Here is a 24715-nt window from a genome sequence, read left to right on the forward strand (position 1 = left end):
TTTTTTGAGTTAACAGTGTTAAAAAATTAACTCAAACCTGAGTGGATTTTAAAAGTTAATTCTGAAGCTAATATTTGGTGTAAAGGGTAATGAATAGGTATTTATCTCTTTAGCATTATCAGTATTATTTTCATCAACAACATAGTAGGTGTTTATAATGTTTCTTCTGTTGGTAATATTGGTAAAGCCAATTCTTACAGTTGATTTTAGGCCTTTTGAAATATTAAAATTATAACTTCCAGAAGCATTAACCCTAAAGAAGTTTGGGTGTCTTTCTTTATTTGGAGTATCGTAATTTACTATAGTTCTATTTCCATCTTGTATGGTTTCATTATCTACAACAGGTTTTGTATATGGTGTGCCAGATCGTAAAACAGCACCTAAAGATAGTTTGATGTTATTTGTAATATCATAGTTTACAGCACTACTAAAAGAGTGTGTAATATCTAAACTACTAGGAAAAGTATCAGGAGTAAAGGTTTTAAAAGTATAGTTGTTTTCAGCAAAGGTGTAACTCAGCCAGCTGCTAAACTTTTTAGTTTTTTTATTAATTAAAAATTCAACGCCTTTTATTTTGTAGTCCCCTATAGAGTTTAGTGTTTGCACATTGTTATAAAAGCCTTGATTGGCAACAGTTATACCATTAACAAATTTATAAAACCCTGTAACATCTATTTGTAGGTTGTTTTTAGAGTACTCAGTTCCAAAAGATAATTGTTTACTTTTAATTATTGGAGTTTTATTATTGTCAGCCAGTACCCATCTTCTTTTTTCAATACCTAAAAAATTATCTTGAAAATCTATTTTTTGCGTAGTTGTTTGGTTTTTGAATTCTCCTTCTAACTTAAAAAAAATACTATTACTAAGCTGTTGTCTCAGATTAATTCTTGGTTCAATGATGAGTTTATTGAAATCGTGAAAATAATTGGCACGAAAACCAACTCTAGCATAAGTGTTATTTTTATTATACGTTATTTCAGAAAAAAATGCAGATTTAAGTAAAACTTCTTTTACAGATTTAGAAAAGTCAGGAGCATTAACAGTTGTCTTATTAGCAATACCTATTTCATTAAAAATAGCACCATTAATAAGTTGAAAAGTATCTGAAAAATAATGATTTGTAATAAATTTAATTTCAGTTTCTAAAACATTGTTAAACTGTGTTTGAAATTGATCAGTCTCTTTGTTAAAATCTGCCGAATTTATTTTATAATCAGAAATAAAAGTAGAGAGTTCTGTAGAAAATTCGGATGACCAAGTGGCATTCCAGCTAATATTAGCACCAAGATTCTTTTGTTTTAAATTACTATTTTCTTCTATTGTAGCTCCATTGTTAGTGTAATCTTCTGTGTATTCTAAATTGTTTTTTATATTTATTAAGTTAGCTCTTAATAAATGATTTTGATTAATATCGTATAAGACTTTAAAAGAATAATCATAGAAATAGAAATCAGTTGAGGCTTCATTTTCTTTGTTGGAAGCTATAGAGTTTTCTTGAAAGCTTCTACTAAAATACTTGTCATAGGTAGGGGTATCAAAAAAATCTGTATAAGACCTTCTTACCGAAGCGTGAACTCCAAGTTTTTTAGTTAAAGGAATTTGTACAAAAGCATCAGCACTTAATAAATTAAAACCAGCGCCGCCGGAAAACGTATCAGTAACTTTATTGTTTGTTTGCATATTAACAGTACTAGAAACACCGTCGCTAAACTTTGTACTAGTACCGTTTTTAGTTACAGTAGCTTTTTCTGTTAAATACGGGTTATATGCAGAGATTAGACCAAAAAAATGACTTGTGTGGTACATCTTAATTCCATCCCAAAGCATTAAATTTTGATCGTTTGTTCCACCTCGAACATTAATGTTCGATACACTTTCGTTTACGCTTTCTACTCCAGGAAGTACTTTTATTGTTTTTAAAATATCGGGTTCGATTAATCCAGGAAGAATTCCAAATTTTTTAGTTTTTAAAACAGTACTTCCATCAATATTTTTTTGGAGACCAGTGGTTAAAAAGTTAGGAATAATTACTTCTGATAACTCTTCTGACAAACTTTCTAGGTGTATTTCTTTACATAAGTTTTGAGAGAATAAATCTTTTGCTGGTAGTATAATAGATTTGTACCCAACGTAAGAAATAGAAACATTTGCATTTACAGAAACTGAGTTGATATTGAATTTTCCGTTACTATTAGATGTAGTTCCATTATGAGTATTATTAACTAAAATAGTTGCTAAAACTAATGGTTCAAGTGTGTTACTGTCTACTATTGTTCCACAAATAGGAATTTTCTTTTCTAAGTATGATATAGTAATAAACCGATTATCTAAAATTTTAAAATTAAAGATGGTAACAGACTCTAAGTAACTTATAGTTTCAGATAATGATAAAGTATTATCAGGTTTTGTAATGTATACACTTTCTAAATCCTTATCAGAATAAGTAAAAGTTACCTGATGTTTTTTTTCAATTTCAATTAAGACGTCTTTCAATAAAGTTTTGGTAATAACATCCTGTGCTTTGATAGCAAAGGTAAATAGGAAAAGAAATAAAAAAGTAGTTTTTTTATTGACCATTCTTGTATATAGTAATGTTTTTTCCTTCTATTTTATACGATAATTGCAAAGGAATTGTAACTGCTTGCAGAGCTACATTTATGTCTTTATGAGTAAAACCACCAGTATAAAGCTGCTCTAAATTAACATCTTTAGTTTTTATAACATAACCATATTGGTTTTGTATGTCGTTTAGCACAAATTGTAAAGGAGTACTTTTAAAATTAGACTCATCTTGTAACCAAGATTTATTATTAATGTTAAAGGTGTTTACAGTATCAATTTTACCATTTGTAACTTTAAATATTTTTCCTTTAGCTAATTTAATAAGTGAGTTGTTATAGTTTACACTAACTAAACCTTCGTAGGTTTTTACTTCAAAATAATTCTTTCTTTCTTTAACGTTAAATTGAGTTCCTAAAACTGTAACTTTTCCAACAGAAGTGTTTACGGTAAAAGACTCTCCTTTTTTAACTTTAAAAAATGCTTCTCCTTTAAGTTGTAAATTTCTACTACTTTTCCAATCCTTTTTGTTAAATGAAATGGAAGAGTTAGCGTTTAAAACAACTTCAGAATCATCTGGTAAATTAAAGGTTTTTGTTTCCGCATATTGCGTACTAAAGTTCACTGCGTTATTAAAGAATAAAAAATAAGAAGAAACCAATAAAACAATAATAGCTGCTGCATACTTATAACTTAATGGAGTAATCTTGCTTTTTTTAGAAGTAGATTTTTTTAGTTCAAATTCTTTAAGAGCTTTATCAATATCTACTTTAGGAGTTTTTATGTGAGAAGAATAATGTGCTATTTTTTCAAGATTTTTAAAATTTTTATCTTGTTTTAATAAAGACAGCTCTTCATCAGAGATTTCTCCGTTTAACCATTTTAATATGTATTGTTCATCTTTCATTTTATGCTTAACTAACTTTTAGACAATAAAGAAGTAAATTTCCCTACCCTTACAATAATTCTATTTTTGACCTTAATTTTTTTAAAGCTGAAGACATCCTTTTTTCAACGGCTTTTTGTGAGATATTTAGTAACTCAGCAATTTCTCTATATTTTTTACCATCTATTCTATTCATTAAAAAAACTTCTCGTTCAGCCTCTGTTAAATTTTCAATAGCATTTTTTAGTTTATTTTTAAATTCTTCCTCTTCTAGTAAGTATTCCGGGTTTTGATTATTTATATCTAAATAAGGAGAGTTTTTAGCATAGTTTAAAACAACTTTTTCATGCTTTAATTTATTTAAAAAAAGGTTGTTTACACTGGTAAATAAGTACGATTTTGCTTTTTCATATGATATTTCTGAACATTTTTCCCACATTTTTAAAAAAGCTTCTTGTATTAAATCTAGGGCAGTATCTTTATCGTTAGATTTATAAGATGAGAAGTTGGTAACGAATTGAATGTTAGATTTGTAAAACTCGTTAAAGTCTTCCTCGTTACACAGTGATTTTTTAGTCATATGAATGCTTTTATAGAGTTAAAATAGAAAAAAAATCGAAAACAAAGGTAGGGTAAAACGATTTATAGTTTTCTAAAGGACAGAAAGAGCTCAAAAAATAAATGTTTAAAAAATTAAAACTAATTAAGATGAAAACGATAAAAATATTAACCATAATAGCATTAACTACTTTGACAATTTTTACTTCATGTCAATCTGAAGAAAACGAACAAATAGGTACAAATCCAAATGCAAATACCCCAACATCTGAAACCGCAAAGAAGTATAAAAGAACAGGTATGAATGATGGATCAGAAGATGATTTTTTAGATGGAAATTCATGTGCTGAGTTATTGTTTCCTATAACGGCAACCATAAACGGAAAAGAGGTAACTATAATAAATGAACTAGATTATAATTTGGTTCTTGAAATAATGGACGAATTTAATGATGATGATGATACAGTAGTTTTTAATTTTCCAATTACAGTAAAGTTGAATAATTATACAGAAGTAACTATTACTTCTCAAACAGAATTGGAAGAATTAAATAAAAAATGTGATGAAGCCTCAGATGAAATGGAAGATGCTATTTCTTGTGCAAAAATCGAATTTCCAATATCAATGTTAACCTACGATATTAGTTTAGAACAAACAGGTACTGTTGTAATTGAATCAGAAAAACAATTGTACAATTTTGTAGATGATTTAGGCTCAAATGAGTTATTCTCTGTGAAATACCCAATAATTGTAACTCTAAGCAACGGTAGTTCTATTGAAATAAATAGTGATTCTGAATTTGAAGATGCTGTTGAAGAGTGTACTACTTATGAAGAGGAAGAGGAAGCAGCAGAAGAAGCAGCTGACGAATTAGAAACCATTATCAGTAAAGCTAAGTTTAAGGTAGAAAGCTTTATAGAAGCTGGAGTAGAAAAGGCAGAAGAATACGCTGCATATACTATAGAGTTTACAAATGAAGGGAAATTAATAGCAAGAAATATTGTAAACACAACTTTAGAAAACATTGAAGGGGAGTATGATGTAGAATCAGATACAAGAGTTCTTTTAGAGGTTCAGTTTGGAACCGGAACAGCTATAAGTGCTTTAAATAATGAGTGGGTAGTAACTACTTATACGAGTACTTTACTAACATTACAAAGTAAAACAGACAGTTCAGTAACGTTAACATTTAAAAAGATATAAAGACCTCATAAATTCGTTGATTTTGAAACTTTATGGCTGCTCTAGTAGTGGCCTAAGGTTTTAAAAACCATTGATATTAAAATTACGTAAGTAAGATAAAGGAATAATAATGAGAAAAGAGTTTTTTACAGTTTTACTATTAAGTGTTCTATTTTGGGCATGTTCTACAGAAAGTGAATCAATAATTAATGGTGATGTTGAGGTCGTAAAAGAGAATAGAAAACCTACAGGTGCATCAGCAAATGATTTGTTATCAGGCAATATTTATAAAAAAACGATTGTAGAGTTAGCTTATGTAGAAGGCTTTGAACCTACTGAAGAAGCAAAGAACAATTTTAAGAGTTTTATTGAAGAAAGAACTTTTAAATCAAATGGAGTAGAGTTACATGTAAAATCAATACCTGTAACAGGAAAAGAGGTGTATACAATTAATGATATTGTAGCTATAGAAAATCAGTACAGAACTTATTATAATACACAAAATACTATAGCGGTTTGGGCATTGTTTGTAAATGGTAAATCATCAAAAGACTCAGATTCTTCTTTTGTTTTAGGTACTGCATACTATAATACGTCATTTGTAATTTTTGAAGAAACTATAAGAGAACTAAGTAATGGTACATTTGAACCAGAAAGAAGCTTATTAGAATCTAGTGTAATTCATCATGAATTTGGTCATATTCTAGGACTTACAAATTTAGGAACTCCTTTACAAACAGATCATGAAGATGCAGACCATCCAAAACACTGTAATGAAGAAAGCTGTTTAATGTATTGGGCAGCAGAAACTAGTCAAGGTATTGGAAATTTATTCTCATCAAATCAAATCCCAAAACTAGATAGTCAATGTATAGCAGATTTACAAGCTAATGGAGGAAGATAGATTGTAAAATTAAATCGATTAAAGATAAAAAAAATTCAGTTAGTAATATTATTTATAGCAATGATTAGTGCATCAGTAGTTGCACAAGATAGTAGTAAAAAGTCCAAGGCAGGTATTAAAGGAGGGTATAACTTGTCTGCAGTGAGTTTTAATGGAGATTCTGAAACGGAACAGCTACACGGATTCCATATAGGTTTTTATGGAGAGTCATTCATAGGGAGTAATGTTTCACTACAATTAGAATTACTGTATTCACAACAAGGGTATAAAATTATAGATGGAAGTGGTACTTATAAGCAAGAGTTAGACTATATTAATCTTCCTTTAATGATGAAACTGTATCCTTCTGAAAACTTTTTTTTAGAAGCAGGACCTCAAATAGGACTTTCAATAGCACACAAAGAAACTTTTGATAGTGGCTTTATTCTGTATGATACTTCAAAAGAGTTTGATCCTAGGAATTTTGATTGGGGATTGAATTTTGGTGGAGGTTTTAAAACAAATAGTGGAGTAAGTTTAGGAGTAAGATACCATTTAGGATTAAATGATATTTATGATGAAGATAAACCCAAAAATAGAGTCTGGCAGTTTTACATAGGGTTTGACTTCTAATAAAAAGCGATGTTTTAAACATCGCTTTTTTTCTACAATCAAGCTCTTTTATCATAAAACATGATATTATTTCTAAATTTGTGAAAATGAAAGTAAGAAGAAATGATAGAGCTATCAGAAGTATTTTGGAACAATAAGTACCTAGACAATAAAACTGGATGGGATTTAGGAGAAATATCAAATCCGCTAAAAGAATATTTTAATCAATTAGAAGATAAAAATCTTCGAATTTTAATACCTGGGGGAGGCAATTCATACGAAGCAGAATATTTATTTAATAAAGGATTTAAGAATGTTTTTGTAGTTGATATTGCTGAAGAACCTTTAAAAAGAATACAAAATAGAGATCCTAACTTCCCAAAGGAAAATTTAATTCACGCTGATTTTTTTGATTTAAAAGGAACTTTTGATGTGATAATTGAGCAAACTTTTTTCTGCGCTATAAATCCTAAACTACGGTCAAAGTATGCACAAAAAGCACATGAATTACTAAATGATGGAGGAAAGTTAATAGGTTTGCTGTTCGATGCAGTACTAAATGAAGACCATCCACCTTTTGGAGGAAGTAAAAGAGAATATGAAGAATATTTTACACCGTATTTTAAAGGAAGTATGGAGACTTGTTACAATTCTTCTGGAAGCCGACAAGGAATGGAACTATTTATTAAAATGATAAAAAAATAACCGTCAAATTAATTTGACGGTTATTTTTATCTAATTAGGCTCTTACTTCTTTAGCCTCTTGCTTTTTTTGTTCGTTACGTTCAATCTTATGATCTGGTCTCGTCCATTTTGGTTTTTCACCTAAAGCTTCATATTGAGAATCTTTAGCTTCAACAGACTCTCTTTGCTCATGTTTAAAGAAAGGCTTCTGTGTATTTAAACCTAAATCTTCAAACATTTTCATATCCTCATTGATGTCAGGATTTGGAGTAGTTAATAACTTATCACCTGCAAAAATTGAGTTAGCTCCAGCAAAGAAACACATTGCTTGACCTTCTCTACTCATTTGCGTTCTACCTGCAGATAAACGTACTTGTGAGTCTGGCAATACAATACGAGCAGTAGCTACCATACGAACCATTTCAAAAATGTTAACAGGAGGTTGCTCCTCTAACGGAGTACCCTCTACAGCCACTAATGCGTTAATAGGCACAGACTCAGGATGTGGAGAAAAACGAGTTAAAGTTTCAAGCATTCCAGCTCTATCTTCTAACGATTCTCCCATACCAATAATACCTCCAGAACAAACAGTTACATTTGTTTTACGCACGTTTTCAATAGTGTCTACTCTATCTTTAAAAGCACGTGTAGAAATTACATCGTCGTAATAATCTTCAGAAGTATCTATATTGTGGTTGTAAGCATATAAACCAGCTTCAGCTAAACGATTTGCTTGGTTTTCAGTTACCATTCCTAACGTACAACAAACTTCCATGTCTAGCTTGTTAATAGTACGCACCATTTCTAACACTTGGTCAAATTCTGGTCCGTCTTTTACATTTCTCCAAGCTGCACCCATACAAACTCTTGATGATCCACCTTCTTTAGCACGTAAAGCTTGTGCCTTAACTTGGTTTACAGTCATCAAATCATTTCCTTCAACATTGGTGTGATAACGTGCTGCTTGCGGACAATATCCACAGTCTTCAGAACACCCACCAGTTTTTATAGAAATTAATGTACTTACTTGTACTGTATTTGGGTCGTGGTATTTTCTATGCATAGTTGAAGCCTCGTACAAAAGCTCCATTAAAGGCTTATTGTATACTTCTAGAATTTCCTCTTTCGTCCAATCGTGTCTAATATCAGTCATAAATTCGAGTTGTTTGTGGTGGTAAAAATAAAAAATTCCGCTTCGAAAGCGGAATTTTATGAGTCTTATTTTTCTTTGGAAGAAGAATTGTCTTCTTCAATTAGTTTTATGTGTTTTTTGATGTTATTAAAACAGAAACTGCATTTCCACCAAAACCAACAGCATTTACTAGTATTTTATTGAGTTTTTTTGGAGTTTGTTGAGGTTCAGCAAAAGGAACTTCAATTACTTGTTGATGTTGTATCATTAACATTGCTAACTCTAAACTTAACAAGCCAGAAGCACCAAAAGTGTGACCGAGTTTCCATTTATTAGTAGTTAAAAAAGGAGTTTTGTTACAGAATACTTTTTGAATCGCATTAATTTCTGACTGATCTCCTTTAATGGTTCCTGGGGCATGCATTACGATAGCATCCACTTCATCAGGAGAGGTTGTTCCTAAAGCCATTTTCATTGATTTTTGAAAACATTCTGCATCTGTTGTTACAGAAGTATTATGTTTCAAAACTTCAGTAGCATATCCTACACCTTCAATAAAAGCTAGAGCATTTTTTTTAGTTCCTTCCTCTAAACAAAATACCGAAGCACCTTCTCCCAACACCATGGTGTTTTTAGTTTTGTTAAGGTCGAAAGCTTTACAAGGGTATTCATTAATTTCTTTAGAGTACACTTTTAATGCCTGCATTTGGGCAATAGTAAAATCAGTTAGAGAAGCTTCACTAGCACCAATCATAAATTTTTCTGACATTCCCGATTGTAACCAAGCGACTCCATTTAATAAAGAATGCAGTCCAGTTGAGCAAGTTATAGAATGTGAAATTTCAGGACCATTGGTTTGTAAATCGTGTGCTATCCAAGATGAAATATTACCTAGCGTAGTTGTTGGAGAGCTTAAGGTAGATGATTTGCCTGTAGCTAAAAACTCCTTATGATATTTCTCAAACAAAGAAGTTGCCCCTCGAGAAGAACCTATATTAATTCCGAAGTTATCAGAAGCTTTCCAGTTTGTCTGTTCCATTGCTTTTCTAGCAACAAAAAGGGTGTACAAAACAGACGGATCTAAATTTTTATATTTATTGTCAGAGTTTCTAACATCTTCAATAGCACGTTTATCTTCATCAGATAATTGTGCTACCCATGCTTTGGAATCTTCAAAGTCTTTAAAACTTAAAAAATGTTGATTATTTAGATAGTGCTCCCAAATTTTCTCAGGAGTACTTCCTAAGGCAGAAACAGAAGCAAATGATGTTATTGAGATGAGTTCTTTCAACACGATAAAAATTTCAGCAAAAATAAAGGTAAAATCAAGTATTCTAAAGAAAATAAAAATATTTATCTTGGTATAAAATTATTAAGGTTATGAGTGAACAAAGACAAAAAAGTTGGTTTGGAAGAAATTGGTTGTGGTTTATACCATTAACAGGATGTTTAGGCTTTATTTTATTAATTGTTTTAGGTGTAGGGGCGGCATTTTTTGGAGTGTCAAAAATAATGACAAATTCAACCCCTGTTGAATATGCTATTGAACAAGCGTCTAAAAACAAATTGGTTATAGAGAACTTAGGAGAACCGATTGAACAATATGGAATACCCTCTGGTAACATTTCTCTTACTAACGACGATGGAAATGTAGATTTTTCTATTTCTATAAGAGGCGATAAAGGAGAAGGTACTTTAATTGTTAGAGGTATTAAAGTAGATGGTGAATGGATTTATGAAGATTTATACGTTTACATTAAAGAAACTCAAGAAGAAATTAACTTATTAGAAAAGGAAAAAGTTCTAGAGACTATCTAGAACCTTTTCTATAGTTGTATATATTTTGTTAAGTTGTTCCTTTGTGATAACATAGGGAGGTTGAATGTAAACGGTGTTTCCTAATGGTCGTAAAAAAACTCCTTCATTCATAAAAGATTTTAAAAGCTGGTCACGCAACGTTCCATAGCGACCAGAATTGGTGTTTAAATCAATAGCTAAAATAACGCCTTTACCTCTTGTTGAATTTACTTTTTGATGACTTTCTATTTTTTTTGCAAAAGTTTTATTAGACTCTTCAATAAACTGAATATTGTCTTGGATTTCTTGAGTTTTCAATAGCTCAATACTCGCTAGTGCAGCACTACAAGCTATTGGATTTGCAGAATAAGTATGGCAATGAAAAAAACCTTTAGAAATATCATTATCCAAAAAAGCAGTGTAAATTTCTTCAGTACAAGAAGTAATTGACATTGGAACTAAACCAGCTGTTAAGGCTTTACTTAAACATATAATATCTGGTTTAGTAGTAATTTCATCAGAAGCGAAATTGTTACCTGTTTTACCAAAACCTGTCATTACTTCATCAGCGATGGTAAGAATATTATTGCTTTTGCAAACTTCCAAGATGTTGTTTAGGTCTTTGGCCTTATGAATTTTCATCCCAGCTGCTCCTTGAACTAAAGGTTCGTAAATGAATCCGGCAACATTGTGTTCTGAAATAATCTCTTGTAATTTTTGTGCGATAACCTCATTATTCTCTCCATTAGGAACAGGAATTCGTTGAATATCCATCAAAAAATCTTCAAAAGGTCCATTATACACAGATAAACCAGAAACAGACATGGCTCCAAATGTATCGCCATGAAATCCATCTTCAAAAGCAATGAATGTTGTACGTTTCTCACCCTTATTAAAATAGTATTGCAAAGCCATTTTAATTCCTGCTTCTACAGCAGTAGATCCGTTATCATTAAAAAAGATTCTATTTTGATTTTCAGGAAGAATTTTAATTAATTCTTCTGATAATTTCACCGCAGGTTCATGGGTAAAATCACTAAACATAATCTGATCTAAGGTTTGCATTTGTTGGTAAACACGACTCGTAATAAAATCGTTGCAATGCCCAAACATACAGGTGTACCAAGAAGAAATAGCGTCGATATATTCATTACCATGCTCGTCGGTTAGTATGCATCCTTTTGCTTTTACAATTCCTAAACTATCAGGGTGTGTTTGGTGTTGTTTTAACGGGTGCCACAAATGTTTTTTATCGCGTTCTTGTAAGTTCATATGTTTTGTTCTTTTGAAAAAGAGCTGTCAAATGTACAATAGAAATACATAAAACTACTCCGAAATAGGCAATAAACAATAGCCACATAATTGAGGTTGAAAATAACTCAGAGAAAAATGCTGGAAAAACTAAAAAAAGTTCTGAAGTGAGTATAAAAAAGGTATAAAAAATCCAGACGGTTTTATGAATACTCTGACCTAATTCTATCCAAATAAAAGGTAGGTACATTCCTAAAAAAAGGAGATGTAACCAAGCTATAAGCATAAACCTGTTGGATATTACCAAATTTGAAAAATAAGGAATGCTACCAAAGCAGTTTAAAATACCAACAAGTAATAAAATACCAAAAAACAATCGGTATTGTAGTTTTTGCTGTAAAAATGAACTTTTAAGTTTGAAAATTGTTATGATTAAAGTTCCTGCACCAATGCCTCCTGCTATTTGAATAGTCAAATAATTGAAGCTGTATTTTAATGAATGAGTATACAATAATACTAGAGAGGTAATAATTAAGGTAATTTGATTTTTTGAAAGCTTAATTGTTGTTGTTTGAAAGAGTACTACAAGCATCCAAAGAAAGAATGAACCAAAATACTGGAAGTGTAAATAAAAAAAGATAGCTTGTTGATACCAAGGAGAAGTTTGCATTTTCATAGCCATTAGCGGACCTAAAGCATAAGGACCAATTGATGAAATAAAATGAAAAACAATTCCTGTTTTAATTAAAGTTACATCTGATTTTTTACCATGTAAACGTTTCCATAATCGTATAAGTAACCAATAGCTTATCCATAAATGTATGGTGGAAAAGGTAATAGTAACCAAGGCGTATCCTTGAATGATAAAACCGACCAATAAAACACCAATACAAACTTGTAAAGCAATGTAAAGAAAGTATGAGGTTTTGTCTATTCCGTTAGTAAAACGAGTGAAAAGTAGTACAATTAAAGCATTGAAAACAAATCCCAACAACATAATGTGAGAGTGGGAATGTAGCACAAATTTAAATGGAAAGTTGGTAATACTACCTGTAAATGCATATCGCAAAATCAAACCTATGATAGCTCCCAAAAAACCAAAGATTAGAGGGAAAGACCAAAGATGTTTTGCAGTAGCAGATTTCATTTATAGCTTATCTTTAAATAGTTCAGCGTATTCTTTAATCACATTTTTATCAAAATAAGGTTCTTCTTCAATACGCCCAATTACAGGAGCCTTAGTCATTTTTTTGATAATATCTTCAGTGGTTTTGTGTTCGTTTCCAGAAAAAACCAAAGCAACATCAAAGCCTTTTTCTTTCAGTAAGTTAACTGTTAGTAAGGTATGATTAATGCTTCCTAAATAATGACGAGAAACAACGATTACTTTATAATCTGGTTTTATAACATCTAACAAGGTGTTTTTATCATTCAAAGGAACCAATAGTCCACCCGCACCTTCAATTACTAAGTGATTTTTTGTTGAAGGTTCTTTTATGTTGTCGATATCAATGGTAATTCCATCAATTTCTGCAGCTGCATGTGGACTCATAGGTGTTTGTAAAGCATATGAGTTTGGATGAAAAACAGTTTTTGAATTTGAAATGAACTTTTCAACTTTATGAGTGTCAGAATATTCTAAATCCCCCGACTGAATAGGTTTCCAATAATCAGCTTCTAGAGCTTCAGTTATGATGGCAGAAGCCACGGTTTTTCCTACTTCAGTTGAAATTCCTGTAATAAAATATTTTTTTTTCATTTGAAAATTGTTTTACAATCGTTGCAGATTAATTTTTTGCTTTCAAAAAAAGGAAAGAGCATAAAAAAGATATTTTTACGTTGTAAATCGGCAACTAATATTTTTGTTGAATTACATTTAGGACAATGAATGTTATTTCCATTTTCATCCTTTGTGTATTCTCTTATTTCATTATAAGCAGTAGCAGCTTTTTCTAAATCATTGTTGTGTACCAGTAATTTTACTCCACCAATAGCTTGACTAATCAATGGGTCAGAATCTATTGTTTTTTCATCCATTAACATAGTTCTAATATCTTCCGAATCTAATTTAGCCTTTGCTACTTGTGCTTCAGATGAGTATTCGAAAACTGCCAAAATGGTATAATTATCTTGCATCTTATTTTTTAAACAAAAGTAGCAAGCTTCTCTAAAACATCGGTAATTTCTTCTTTAGAATTATATGCGTGTAAACAAAAACGTAAACGTTCTTGATTTAAAGGAACGGTAGGCGATAAAATAGGTTTTACATCAAATGCGTTTTGTTGTAATTGTAGAGCGATGTTCTTTACGCGCTCATTTCCAGAAATAATACAACAATGAATGGCAGAAGAACTTTCAATAAAATTTAACTGTAATCTGTTTGATTCTGAAATAAAATGCTGAATGTTTTGTTGCAGTTGTTCTTTGGAATTGCTGATAGATAATTCGTCGTAAGCAATTTTTATAGTAGCTAAAGCATGAGGTGATAACCCTGTGGTGTAAATAAAGCTACGGGCAAAATTTACAAGATATTGTTGTAATTGTTCACTTCCTAAAATAGCTGCTCCATGACACCCTAAACCTTTTCCGAAGGTAATAATTGTTGCGAAAACAGCATTTTCTAATTGCAGTTTTTGAATTAATCCAAAACCAAAAACACCTAAGGCATGCGCTTCATCTATAACTAAATGTACATTAGTATGTTTATTGGTTATCTGTGATATGGTTACTAAATCAGGAGAATCTCCGTCCATAGAAAAAACAGATTCAGTAATCACATAAACTTCTAAGTCATTCTGATGAATTCGTTTTAGTAGCTCTTCAAGATGAGTTAAATCGTTATGCTTAAACTTAAACGATTTCGCATTAGATAGTTGTATGCCGTCTCGTATTGAAGCATGAATAAATTCATCATATAAAATAATGTCACCACGTTGAGGTACAGAAGCAAAAAAGCCAATATTAGCATCATAACCAGAGTTAAAAACTAAAGCTGTTTCAGAATTATGAAGCTTTGCTAGTTGTTTTTCAACTTCAGTATAGAGTTTATGATTTCCTGAAAGTAGGCGAGAACCCGTTGCGCCATTAACTTTACTGTTGTTATCAACTAGAAATTGATGTGTTTTATTAAAAATAACTTCAGATTTAGCAAACCCTAAGTAATCGTTTGAAGAAAAATCGATAAGCGAGTTTTCTTTACCGAGTTTTCTTAGAGAGTTTTGTGCTACTCGTTGTGAAATTTTTTGCTGTAGTTTCTTAGGAAATTGCATAGTGTAAAAATAAAGAAGCCTTTTTTAATATTGTATTTATTTAGCTAGAAAAGTTTTGTGCTTATAATGTTTATTTTTAATAGTCTCACTATTTTATTTACTTATTTTTTAAATAAAAATTAAATGTTAAAGTTGTTTTTTAACTAAAAGTCTCACTTGAATAAAGTTAAATTTATCAGCATTACTAGTTTAAAGTTTTTTTATTTGTTTTTAAACAGATTTTATAATTTATGATAGCATCAGAAAGGTTAGTAACTTACATGTATGTTTTGTTGGCGGTGTATGCTGCTGTAATTTTATATTTTGTAATAAGAGGAGCGCGAAAAAACACGAACATAAAAGATTATGCTGTTGGTAATTTAGGGTTTCCATCTTGGGTTGTAGGGTTGTCATTAGCGGCTTCTATGACGAGTGCTGCCACCTTTATTATCAACCCTGGATTTATTGCATTATATGGTGTTTCAGGGGTAATTTCTTTTGCAATCGTTCTGCCAATAGCAGCATTTATTTCGTTAATTGTTTTTACAAAAGGATTTGCAAAGTATGGTAGTACGGTAAAAGCAACTACCATGGCTCAATGGATAGGAAAGCGGTATGATAGTAAAAGTTATGCTTTTTTCTTCGGAATTATAGCGCTGTTGTTAATTACGTTTATTGTGTTGATTAATGTAGGGCTTACACAAGTTATTTCAAAAGCTTTAAATACTGACCCTTTTTATGTGTTAATGGCAATCACAATATTTGTTTTTGGGTATATGATGTTTGGAGGAGCCAACTCTATGGTGTATACGAATACAATTCAGGCTATTATTATGTTTATAGTAGCTCTGATTTTAATAGGTTCGGGATATCATTTTTTTGATGAAGGAATAGGAGGGTTTATGGATAAATTATCTAGTATAGATCCAAATCTAACCAAAACAACTAACGCAACGAGTTTTCTATTTCGTGATTATTTTGAAATTATAGTAGCACAAGTAATTATTGGAGTAGCAATTGTTTGTCAGCCTCATATCATAACTAAATCACTTTTACTTAAAGATGCTTCAAAAATTAATAAATACTTGTTTAGTGGAATTGTCTTTATGGTTGTGTTTTTTTTAGTGGTAATTGTAGGTCTATATGCAAGAATTAGTTTCCCTGATTTAACTGTTGATGGGAGGGCAATAAAAATGGATGAAATTATACCAACGTATGTTGTGAGTAAGTTTTCTGTAGGAGTAGGCTTAATTATAGTTGTGGGACTTATTTCTGCAGGACTTTCTACTTTGGAGAGTCTAATACAATCGTTGTCAATAACAATTACATCAGATATACTAAAACCAATATTTAAAGATCAAATTAACAACAATACAATAACAATAAATAAGGTTGTAATTGTTCTTTTAGGGGTTGTAAGTTTTTTATTGAGTTGGCAGCAAATAAAAAGTCCAGATGTAAGTGTAGCTATTTTTGCTCAAAATGGAGTGTACGCTTATTTTGCAGCAGCCTTTGTACCTGTTTTGTTCGGAACTTTTTTGAAAAACGTATCAACAAGATCCGTTTTTATAGCAAGTATAACTGCTATTGTGGTGCATTTTGGTATTTATTACGGAAGAATAACTCCTTACATGCAAGAACCAGTGAATAACCCAGGAGTATCTGCAGCTTTTGGCATAGTAGCATCACTTATTGTTGGTTTTGTTTTTTATAAATTGGATTTGAAAAAACTCTAAAATATGTTAAACTGGATAGCTAAATGGGCAGATTATACACCTAACAAGGTGGCGCTGACATCGTATGACACTAATGAAAGTTATACATATAGTAGCTTAGATACATATGCAGATAAGTTAGTTGTCAAGTTTACAAAAATGGGGTTAGAAGAAGGAGATAGGGTTGCTGTTTTAGCAGAGCATGGTTTAGCATTTATTGTGCTTTTTGTTGCTTGTCAACGAATGGGAGTTGTCTTAGTGCCTTTAAACTATCGTCTTTCAATAAGTGAACTTCAAAGATTAGTGTCTGACTGTACTCCAAGTCTATTTATATATAGTAAGAGTTTTACAGATAAGGTAGAAGGGTTGGAATTAGGTGAAACTTCTACTCTTTTAATGAATGATGTAAAATATTTTTATCAGAGTAAAACAATAAAAATTTTAAAAAGAGAATATAAAATTAAAGAAGATAGCCCACTCTTTATATTTTATACGTCAGGAACAACAGGAGATCCTAAAGGTGTTGTATATACTAATAAAATGTTGTTTTGGAATAGCTTGAACACCTCTATGCAATTAGGAATTACTTTTAGAGACTCTACGCTAAACACATTACCTCCTTACCATACATCAGGATGGAATGTTTTTGTAACACCGCTGTTGCACAAAGGAGGACATATAGGAATGTTAGAAAAATTTGATGCAGAAAAGGTGTTGTGTTTGTTAGAGTTGAATAAAATGAGTCTATTTTTAGCACTTCCCACTATGCTGTTAATGATGCAAAAAACAACTGTTTTTAAAAAAGTTGGACTTCAGGAACTAAGATATATTATTTCAGGAGGAGAAAAAGTACCACCTGAATTAGTGTCATATTGGAAGCAAAAAAAGAATATTTATATTCGACCAGGATATGGTTTAACTGAAGCTGGTCCTAGTATTACCTCATTGCATCATAAAATGGCCGCATTAAAACCTAATTCTATCGGAAAACCTAATTTTTACTTAGATACAAAAATTGTTGATGAGAAAGGAAAAGAAGTAGGGGTAAATGAAGTTGGTGAATTGTGTATTCGAGGAGAGATTGTGACCCCAGGTTATTGGAATAACTCAGTGAAAACAAGTAATAACATTAAAAAAGGGTGGTTGTTTACAGGAGATTATGTTTATAAGGATGAAGACGGATACTTGTATGTAAAGGGCAGAAAAAATGATATGTATATATCGGGTGGAGAAAATATTTATCCGCAAGAAATAGAAGCGCACTTAGAGTCTTTAAATGAGATAAAAAAAGCAGTAGTTCTGAGTGTTAAAGATAAGAAATGGGGTGAAACAGGAATTGCTTTTGTTACTGTTGTAAATAAAAATATTACAGTAGAAAAAGTGAGGCTTCAACTAAAAAAAACATTAGCATCTTATAAGCACCCAAAGTATATTTTCTTTTTAGATGAGATACCTTTAACCAGTGTGGGGAAAGTTTCAAGAAAAGACTTGTTACGCTATTATAACTCAATAAAAATATAAAAAAAATGAAACAGTTAGGTTTAGCGCTAATTTTCATATTAACAAGTACTATAGTGCTTGCACAAAACCCAAAAAAATCAATGAAAAAGCTTCTTTCAGCATATGAATTTAAAACTCGATGTGTAAAAGTTGATGATATAGAAATGACTTATCTTAAAGAAGGTAAGGGAGGCAAAACCTTACTTTTTTTACATGGCTTAAGTAGTAATGCTGATGCTTGGTTTAAAAACATAGAAACTCTAAAAGAAAATTACACTTGTGTGGCTATTGATTTACCAGGTCATGGAAAATCTTCAAAACCAGAAGAAGCTTATACACCTACATTCTTTGCTGATGTAGTGTTTAAATTTATTAAAAAGAAAAGGTTGAAAAATGTGATTTTAGTTGGTCATTCTATGGGAGGACAAGCAAGTATGAAGTTAGTATTGATGCATCCAGAGGTTATTGAAAAACTAGTGTTAATAGCCCCAGCAGGATTAGAGCAGTTTTCAGAAGCGCAAGGGAATATTCTTAAAAGTGTTTATACAGCTAAAGTTGTTAAAAACACGACAGATGATCAGATAACGAAAAATTATGCACTAAACTTTTATGAGCAACCAAAAGAGGTTTCAAAAATGATTGAAGATCGTATTCGAATTAAACAAGCGTCAGACTTTAATGCACATTGTGAAGCAATTGTAAAAAGTGTGTATGGAATGTTAGATGATCCTGTACATAAGGATTTGGAGAAAATATCTCAAAAAACTTTAGTTGTTTTTGGAAATAAAGATATGTTAATTCCGAATAGGTATTTACATCCGGAATTAACTATTCAAGATGTGGGAAATATAGCTGTAGATAAAATTAAAAATGTTACTGTTAAGTATGTAGAAAATTGTGGGCATTTTGCTCAGTTTGAAAAGCCTGAAAAAGTTAACTTGCTCATACAGGAATTTGTAGAAAGTGATTAATGAAAACAAAACTTAAGAAATTTACTGAATTTAGTAAAACTATTTTGCCAAATGAGGCGAAATATCTTCAAACAGTTTATCAATTTAAGGGCAAAGAAAAACAAGAAATAAGTAATCTGATAGTTAAAAATGCACTATCTAAAAATAAGACTATAGCCTTTAATACTTCTATTGATAAACGTAAGTATTCATATATAAAAAATTGGACACAGAAAAAGTTAGCAAGCATAGATGTTGATGTTACAATAGATTGGTTAATGTCTTTAAAAAAGAAAATTTTAACCGATGCAATTACATCTCAAGAAGAAAAAGAATTCCTTCAATATATAGTAACATATAAAACAATAGAGTATAATTTTCAAAGCTTATACACATTAGCCAAAGAGTATAAATCTTACCTCTTAGTTCGAATGCGTTATAAAGACCATAAAATTGTGGCAAACTTCTTAAAAGAATACGAAACGCATTATAAAACTTCAAAAGAAATACATGAAAAACTGTATGAAGCAACTACAGATATTACCAATCAGTATACATTAAATAATATTGAAACAAAGCATTTAGAAAAATGGCTTTTACAGGTATTTAAAGATGAGTCTATTGATGGTAAAAATCGGTATCAAGCCTTTGTTTTACTCGCTTTTATGTATACAAATTACAATGAGAATGGTAAGTTAAAGTTGCTCTTTGATCAAATTGATGAGTACTTCAGTCAAGGTAAAATGTATTCCAGACGTTTACTTTCTAATTATTACGCTAGTAGGGTTTTGTTACATTCTAAACAAAATGAGTTTAAAGAAGCAGAGTTTTATGGGTACTTATCAATTAGACAGAATAATAATGATACACTCATGTATTTGAATAACTTGGTAGCTATTTTACTAAGAAATAATAATCCAGAAGAAGCTTTCGATTTACTTCATAAGTATGAGAGTTTGTATAAAGAAATACATAACTATCATCAAAAAATAGGGTACTGTTCTTATAAAGTACGTGTACTTTCCGAACTGCATAAATATAAACAAGCAGAAGCTACTGCAAGAACATTTTTAAGAAAGCATAAAAATGAAGTATTAAAACATCGTTGGCATCACTTTTTTACGTCCTATATAAATGTATTAGTCACAGAAGAAAAATACGAAGAAGTATTAAAATTAGCTTCAAAATTTAACTTGATAGAAAAAGAGAAAGAACGTCAAAAGAAAAATAATTACGTTCCTAATATATCATGGAGTATTTCACTATCAAGATATATGGAAGGAAAGATAAATTCTAGTCGTTTGCTAGAGGAAATAAAAAAGCCTTTAGAAAATATTCAACCTACAATCAACCAAAAACAACTAATGTTTAAGGTGATAAATAAGCTCTCAGATAATTTACCTGAAGCATTTTTTAAACTAAAGTCACATATTGAGTAAATCTCTTTTAAAAAAGGAGGTTTTGTTTGTTTTTGAAAGAAAAAACTTTAGTAAAGTAAAAAGTCACACTTTGTAGTTTTTGTTTTTAAAATAGTTTATTCTCTATTTACCAATAGATTGCGAGAGAAACAAACTTAATAACAATCTAAACTTATGAAAAAACTATTTTTCTTTTTAGTCTTAATAACTTCCTTAGCTGTTAAAGCTCAAAGTACAGGGAGTATTGAAGGGGTAATTACAGATGTTAACGGAGTTCCTTTGGGTGGTGCCACAGTATATATTAAAAGTATAGATAAAGGAATTGATACAGATTTTGATGGGAAATTTGCGATTGAAAATATAAAAACAGGAACTTATAATGTGTCTATTTCATTTGTAGGCTTTGAAAGTGTAGTAAAAACAGTTGCTGTTGAAAGTGGAAATAAAGTACAATTAAATGCTTCTTTAAAAGAAGCAAGTAGTGTTTTAGATGAAGTCATCTTAACGGCAAATAAAAAACCACAAAAAAGGACGGAAGTTCCAGCTACAGTTAGTGTTATTAATGCTAAAGATATTCAAGACTTTCCAAGTTTTAATATTGGAGAATTAGCAGCAAGACAAAAAGGGGTTGACTTTGTACGTAGTGGAGTTTTAGGAACAGGAATAAATATTCGCGGATTTAACTCTGCTTTTAACTCCAAAAACTTACAAATGACTGATGATAGGGTTTCTATGTTAATTGCAACAGGGTTGCCTTATGGTTCTTTTTCAACAGTAACCAAAGATGATGTTGAGCGTGTTGAGATTTTATTAGGCCCTAATGGTACATTATATGGTCCAAATGCGCACAATGGTTTAGTAAGTACAATAACTAAAAACCCAAGAACTTCTGAAGGAACAACAATTGCATTTGGAGCAGGAAGTCAAAATGTAATTACAGGAAGATTACGCCACGCACAGGTGTTAAGTGATAAGTTTGCATATAAAATTCATTTAGAAAGTACACAAGGAACAGAGTTTGAGTATGTAGATAGTGTTTATGTGGGAACTAAAGCATATGGAGAGAAAAACCTAGATCGTGATTTTAATGCTTTAAAATATGGAGCTTCTCTGTATTTTAGACCTAATACAAGCTCTGAAATAACAGCGTATTATGGGCATAGTAATAATACCAATTTAGCTGTAACCAACGCAGGACGTAACCAAATTAAAGACTGGACATTAGATATAGCTCAACTGAAGTATGTGTCTAAGAACTTCTTTGCTAATGCATACTATACATGGAGTAAAACGGATGATACATACGCTATTAATCAACGTACACAAAACTATGTATCGTTTATTGAAAATGGGTTTTCTGAAGAAGAATCTTGGAGTAGAGCATTGTATGAGCAATGGGTACCAGCATATGGGATAGCTATACCAAGAGGAGCGTTGTTTAAAGATGCTTCAGAGAGGTTTAATGCAGAGGCGCAGTATAATAATAATTGGGGTGATTTTTACTTAACAACTGGGGTGCAGTATCAATTGGATATGGCTGATTCTAAAGGAACTTACTTATTGGATCAGGAAGGATCTATAGATATAGCTCAAAAAGGAGTGTACGGTCAATTTGAATATAAATTAGATTCAGGTTGGAATTTTCTAGCTGGAGTAAGATTGGATAACCATGATTTATACGGAACTAACTTTTTACCAAAAGCAGCAATAACAAAAACTATTGATGCGGGTACGTTTAGGTTAACTTATGGTAGAGGTATGGCAGTGCCTTCAATATTAAACTTAAAGGGAAATCTATTTGGAGGTTTAGTATTAGGAAACGGTGAAGGATTTACATTAACGGATGGTACTAAAATAGATAAGTTAGAAGTAGAAACTATTAACTCTTTTGAATTTGGATTTAATGGAAAGCTATCGGATAAGTTTTTTATCGATGCTAGTGCTTACTACAATATGTCAGAAAATTTTATTAGCCCGTTACGTAATATAGTTGATGCGGCTAATGGAAATTACGTAACTCATATGGGGGAACAACCTATTGATGAGGTTTCAGCAGGAGCTAGTGCTTCACCGTTTTTATTAACGTATAGTAATTTTGGAAATGTAGATACTTATGGGGTTGATCTAGGTTTGAACTATTATTTTACTGATGCGATTAGAACATCGTTAAATTACTCATACTTTGGAAGAAGTTTAGATAAAGATGATTTAGGGAATGATGGTAATTTGGATGGAGTTGTCTTAGAAAGTGAATTACCGATTAATACACCGGAAAATAAACTTAGTTTAGGCTTGCACTATGGAGGGAAGAAGCTATACGGAGCTCTTTTTGGTCGTTGGGTGCAAGATTATGACTTCTTTTCAGGAATTAATGTAGCCTCAAAAACGCAAGATTTGGATGGGGATGGTGTAAACGAAATTGTGGAAAATGCTCGTGTAGGAAGAACTTGGAACTATGGTCCGTTAGGTGGCTTTACTGTAGATGCAAACCTAGGATATAATCTAAACGATAACGTTTCAGTTGGGGTTAATGTTAGTAATATTTTTGATGCAAGTATAAGAGAGTTTGTTGCTTCACCAGAAATAGGAAGGCTAATTTCATTCGAGTTGAAGTATAATTTCAATGCGTTTAAGAAAAAGTAAAGCCAATTAATTAAGCTTGTAGAGTATGCCAAAAATAAAAGTAAATAAAATAGAGCTTAATTATGAAGAATATGGAAAAGGCGAAGTCCTTTTGTTTCTTCATGGATTAGGTTCTACCAAGGCAGATTGGGATGCGCAAGTTCCTTTCTTTTTAAAAAAATATCGTGTTGTGGTAGTAGATCTTAGGGGGCATGGAAAAACATCCATTCCTTCTAAGGATTATGGAGTAAGGTTTATGACTGAGGATATTAAGCAGTTGTTGGATGTTTTAAAAATAGAAGAAACTAGTATTGTGGGGTTTTCTATGGGAGGAGCTGTTGCCTTTCAATTAGCGTACGATTGCCCTGAAAAAATAAAGAACTTGGTGATTGTAAATAGTGGTCCAGATTTTAACAATATGGGAAAGATAGGAGAAGATCTATTGAATAACAGAACGGAGTTTTTAAAAACAAAAGGACTAAGCGCTTTAGCAAAAGAAATAGCTTATAATATGTTTCCTGAAGATACTCAGGTTAATATGAGAAATGAATTTGAAGAACGATGTAAGAAGAATGATTATGATGCGTATTATAATTCATTTGTTACACTAATGAATTGGGGCTTGGGAGATAAATTAAAAGAAATTAAAACTAGAACACTAATTGTAGCTTCCGATATGGACTATACTCCCGTTTCGTTTAAAGAAAAATACGTTAAAAGGATGCCTAATGCAGAATTGAGTGTCATTAAAAACTCAAGACATGGAACAGTTATAGATCAGCCAAAAGAATTTAATAAAATACTCGAAAATTTTTTAAACTATGAATAAAGTAGCGTTAATAACGGGTAGTACTAGTGGTATCGGTTTAGGTATTGCAGAAGGTTTTGCCAAAGCAGGTTACAGTATTATGTTTCATGGTTTAGAGGCTAATGGGGCTAGCATAGCTAAAGAAGTAGGAGATAAGTATAATGTAGAAGTTTCTTTTTCAAGTGCAAATTTACTCGTTGCAGATGAGGTTGAGAAATTAATTGAGCAAACAATAAAGAAGTTCGGAATGTTGCATATACTTGTTAACAATGCAGGAATACAGTATGTTGCTCCAATAGAAGATTTTCCAAATAATAAGTACGAAAATATCATTGCTATTAATATGAATGCTGCTTTCTATGCTTCTAAAAAAGCATGGGAATTTATGAAAAACCAGAATTTTGGTAGAATTATTAATGTCTCGTCTGTTCATGGTTTAAGAGCATCCGAGTTTAAAACAGCGTATGTGGCTTCAAAACATGGTGTAATAGGTATGACTAAGGTATTAGCCTTAGAAGGAGCTGAATATAACATAACGTGTAATGCAATTTGTCCAGGATATGTAAAAACGCCTTTAGTAGAAGGTCAAATAAAAGACCAAGCTAAAGCACATAATATGTCTGCTGAGGAAGTTGTAGGGAAAGTAATGCTAAAAAAACAAGCGGTAAAAGAATTTGTTTCGTTGGAAACAATTACAGATATGGCTTTGTTGTTAGCAAAAGACAGTTCTTCAACCATAACAGGAACCTCATTTGCCTTAGATGGGGGGTGGAGTGCTCAATAACATTAAAAACTATTGTTTCTTTAATTTTTGAATATGTAAGAACACAGCGGTCAAATTTATTTTTTAAGTAGACAAGGCAGCTGCGTGAAGTTTAAGTTTAGTTAAAACAAAAAAGCCAATCTATTT

At 31.3% G+C, this 24715-nt stretch carries 22 protein-coding genes; 12 read left to right on the forward strand and 10 right to left on the reverse strand.

The features are described 5' to 3' along the window. Positions 1-48 precede the first annotated feature (48 nt). Genes ACTPNM_RS03170 through ACTPNM_RS03180 form a run of 3 tightly spaced genes read right to left on the reverse strand, consistent with a single transcriptional unit; the run spans position 49 to position 4025 of the window. A complete protein-coding gene (locus ACTPNM_RS03170) occupies positions 49-2577 on the reverse strand; it encodes a TonB-dependent receptor (RefSeq protein ID WP_440120590.1) in 2529 nt (842 codons plus the stop codon). Next, a complete protein-coding gene (locus ACTPNM_RS03175) occupies positions 2567-3466 on the reverse strand; it encodes a FecR family protein (RefSeq protein ID WP_440120591.1) in 900 nt (299 codons plus the stop codon). The genes ACTPNM_RS03170 and ACTPNM_RS03175 overlap by 11 nt, the downstream gene beginning before the upstream one ends. Before the next feature lie 49 nt (positions 3467-3515). Next, the gene (locus ACTPNM_RS03180; RefSeq protein ID WP_274640868.1) at positions 3516-4025 is read right to left on the reverse strand and encodes an RNA polymerase sigma factor; all 510 of its coding nucleotides are present in this window, start codon (positions 4023-4025) and stop codon (positions 3516-3518) included. A 128-nt stretch (positions 4026-4153) separates the two neighbouring features. On the opposite strand from ACTPNM_RS03180, the gene ACTPNM_RS03185 reads away from it, so the two are divergent. The 4 genes from ACTPNM_RS03185 to ACTPNM_RS03200 all read left to right on the forward strand — a co-directional run bounded on the left by ACTPNM_RS03185 (position 4154) and on the right by ACTPNM_RS03200 (position 7385). Further along, on the forward strand, positions 4154-5206 hold the full coding sequence (locus tag ACTPNM_RS03185; RefSeq protein ID WP_440120592.1) for a hypothetical protein: 1053 nt from the start codon (positions 4154-4156) through the stop codon (positions 5204-5206). A gap of 109 nt (positions 5207-5315) precedes the next feature. After that, positions 5316-6089, forward strand: coding sequence for a membrane metalloprotease (locus ACTPNM_RS03190; RefSeq protein ID WP_440120593.1), 774 nt, complete (start codon positions 5316-5318; stop codon positions 6087-6089). 60 nt (positions 6090-6149) lie between these two features. After that, positions 6150-6701: a porin family protein gene (locus ACTPNM_RS03195; RefSeq protein ID WP_440120594.1), complete on the forward strand. Its 552-nt coding sequence runs from the start codon at positions 6150-6152 to the stop codon at positions 6699-6701. Positions 6702-6803: 102 nt separating this feature from the next. Continuing rightward, positions 6804-7385 carry a methyltransferase domain-containing protein gene (locus ACTPNM_RS03200; RefSeq protein WP_440120595.1) on the forward strand — a complete coding sequence of 194 codons (582 nt, stop codon included), beginning with the start codon at positions 6804-6806 and terminating at the stop codon, positions 7383-7385. 34 nt (positions 7386-7419) lie between these two features. On the opposite strand, the gene bioB is transcribed toward ACTPNM_RS03200, so the two are convergent. Continuing rightward, a complete protein-coding gene (gene bioB / locus ACTPNM_RS03205; protein ID WP_440120596.1) occupies positions 7420-8517 on the reverse strand; it encodes a biotin synthase BioB in 1098 nt (365 codons plus the stop codon). Positions 8518-8623: 106 nt separating this feature from the next. After that, on the reverse strand, positions 8624-9787 hold the full coding sequence (locus ACTPNM_RS03210) for a beta-ketoacyl synthase N-terminal-like domain-containing protein (RefSeq protein WP_440120597.1): 1164 nt from the start codon (positions 9785-9787) through the stop codon (positions 8624-8626). An 89-nt stretch (positions 9788-9876) separates the two neighbouring features. Here ACTPNM_RS03210 and ACTPNM_RS03215 point away from each other — a divergent pair, with 89 nt between their 5' ends. Further along, on the forward strand, positions 9877-10314 hold the full coding sequence (locus ACTPNM_RS03215; protein WP_440120598.1) for a cytochrome c oxidase assembly factor Coa1 family protein: 438 nt from the start codon (positions 9877-9879) through the stop codon (positions 10312-10314). Here ACTPNM_RS03215 and bioA read toward each other — a convergent pair. From bioA to ACTPNM_RS03240, 5 genes are read right to left on the reverse strand one after another with little or no spacing between them, the layout of a single operon-like run. Then, positions 10300-11565, reverse strand: coding sequence for an adenosylmethionine--8-amino-7-oxononanoate transaminase (bioA, locus tag ACTPNM_RS03220; RefSeq protein WP_440120599.1), 1266 nt, complete (start codon positions 11563-11565; stop codon positions 10300-10302). The two genes, ACTPNM_RS03215 and bioA, sit on opposite strands and share 15 nt — an antisense overlap. Beyond that, entirely contained in the window at positions 11543-12691 is a 1149-nt protein-coding gene (locus ACTPNM_RS03225) for a hypothetical protein (RefSeq protein ID WP_440120600.1), read from the reverse strand. The genes bioA and ACTPNM_RS03225 overlap by 23 nt, the downstream gene beginning before the upstream one ends. After that, positions 12692-13303, reverse strand: a complete 612-nt coding sequence (gene bioD / locus ACTPNM_RS03230) for a dethiobiotin synthase (protein WP_440120601.1) — start codon at positions 13301-13303, stop codon at positions 12692-12694. It abuts the gene before it with no gap. Then, the gene (locus tag ACTPNM_RS03235) at positions 13300-13680 is read right to left on the reverse strand and encodes a DUF2007 domain-containing protein (protein WP_440120602.1); all 381 of its coding nucleotides are present in this window, start codon (positions 13678-13680) and stop codon (positions 13300-13302) included. The genes bioD and ACTPNM_RS03235 overlap by 4 nt, the downstream gene beginning before the upstream one ends. An 8-nt stretch (positions 13681-13688) precedes the next feature. Beyond that, positions 13689-14813 (reverse strand): aminotransferase class I/II-fold pyridoxal phosphate-dependent enzyme, encoded by a 1125-nt coding sequence (locus tag ACTPNM_RS03240; RefSeq protein ID WP_440120603.1) that lies wholly within the window; start codon positions 14811-14813, stop codon positions 13689-13691. A 230-nt stretch (positions 14814-15043) separates the two neighbouring features. Between ACTPNM_RS03240 and ACTPNM_RS03245 the strand changes: the two genes are divergently transcribed. The 7 genes from ACTPNM_RS03245 (at position 15044) to ACTPNM_RS03275 (ending at position 24589) form a co-directional block, all read left to right on the forward strand. Beyond that, positions 15044-16528, forward strand: a complete 1485-nt coding sequence (locus ACTPNM_RS03245) for a sodium/pantothenate symporter (protein ID WP_440120604.1) — start codon at positions 15044-15046, stop codon at positions 16526-16528. 3 nt (positions 16529-16531) lie between these two features. Continuing rightward, positions 16532-18028, forward strand: coding sequence for a class I adenylate-forming enzyme family protein (locus ACTPNM_RS03250; RefSeq protein ID WP_440120605.1), 1497 nt, complete (start codon positions 16532-16534; stop codon positions 18026-18028). 5 nt (positions 18029-18033) lie between these two features. Then, on the forward strand, positions 18034-18978 hold the full coding sequence (locus ACTPNM_RS03255; RefSeq protein ID WP_440120606.1) for an alpha/beta fold hydrolase: 945 nt from the start codon (positions 18034-18036) through the stop codon (positions 18976-18978). Continuing rightward, entirely contained in the window at positions 18978-20396 is a 1419-nt protein-coding gene (locus tag ACTPNM_RS03260) for a hypothetical protein (RefSeq protein WP_440120607.1), read from the forward strand. Before ACTPNM_RS03255 ends, ACTPNM_RS03260 begins: the two co-directional genes overlap by 1 nt. 153 nt (positions 20397-20549) lie before the next feature. Next, a complete protein-coding gene (locus tag ACTPNM_RS03265; RefSeq protein ID WP_440120608.1) occupies positions 20550-23018 on the forward strand; it encodes a TonB-dependent receptor in 2469 nt (822 codons plus the stop codon). A gap of 25 nt (positions 23019-23043) precedes the next feature. Beyond that, on the forward strand, positions 23044-23826 hold the full coding sequence (locus ACTPNM_RS03270; protein ID WP_440120609.1) for an alpha/beta fold hydrolase: 783 nt from the start codon (positions 23044-23046) through the stop codon (positions 23824-23826). After that, positions 23819-24589, forward strand: coding sequence for a 3-hydroxybutyrate dehydrogenase (locus ACTPNM_RS03275; RefSeq protein ID WP_440120610.1), 771 nt, complete (start codon positions 23819-23821; stop codon positions 24587-24589). The genes ACTPNM_RS03270 and ACTPNM_RS03275 overlap by 8 nt, the downstream gene beginning before the upstream one ends. Positions 24590-24715 lie beyond the last annotated feature (126 nt).

This window comes from Tenacibaculum sp. Ill (genome assembly GCF_051938915.1).
Taxonomy (GTDB): domain Bacteria; phylum Bacteroidota; class Bacteroidia; order Flavobacteriales; family Flavobacteriaceae; genus Polaribacter; species Polaribacter larymnensis.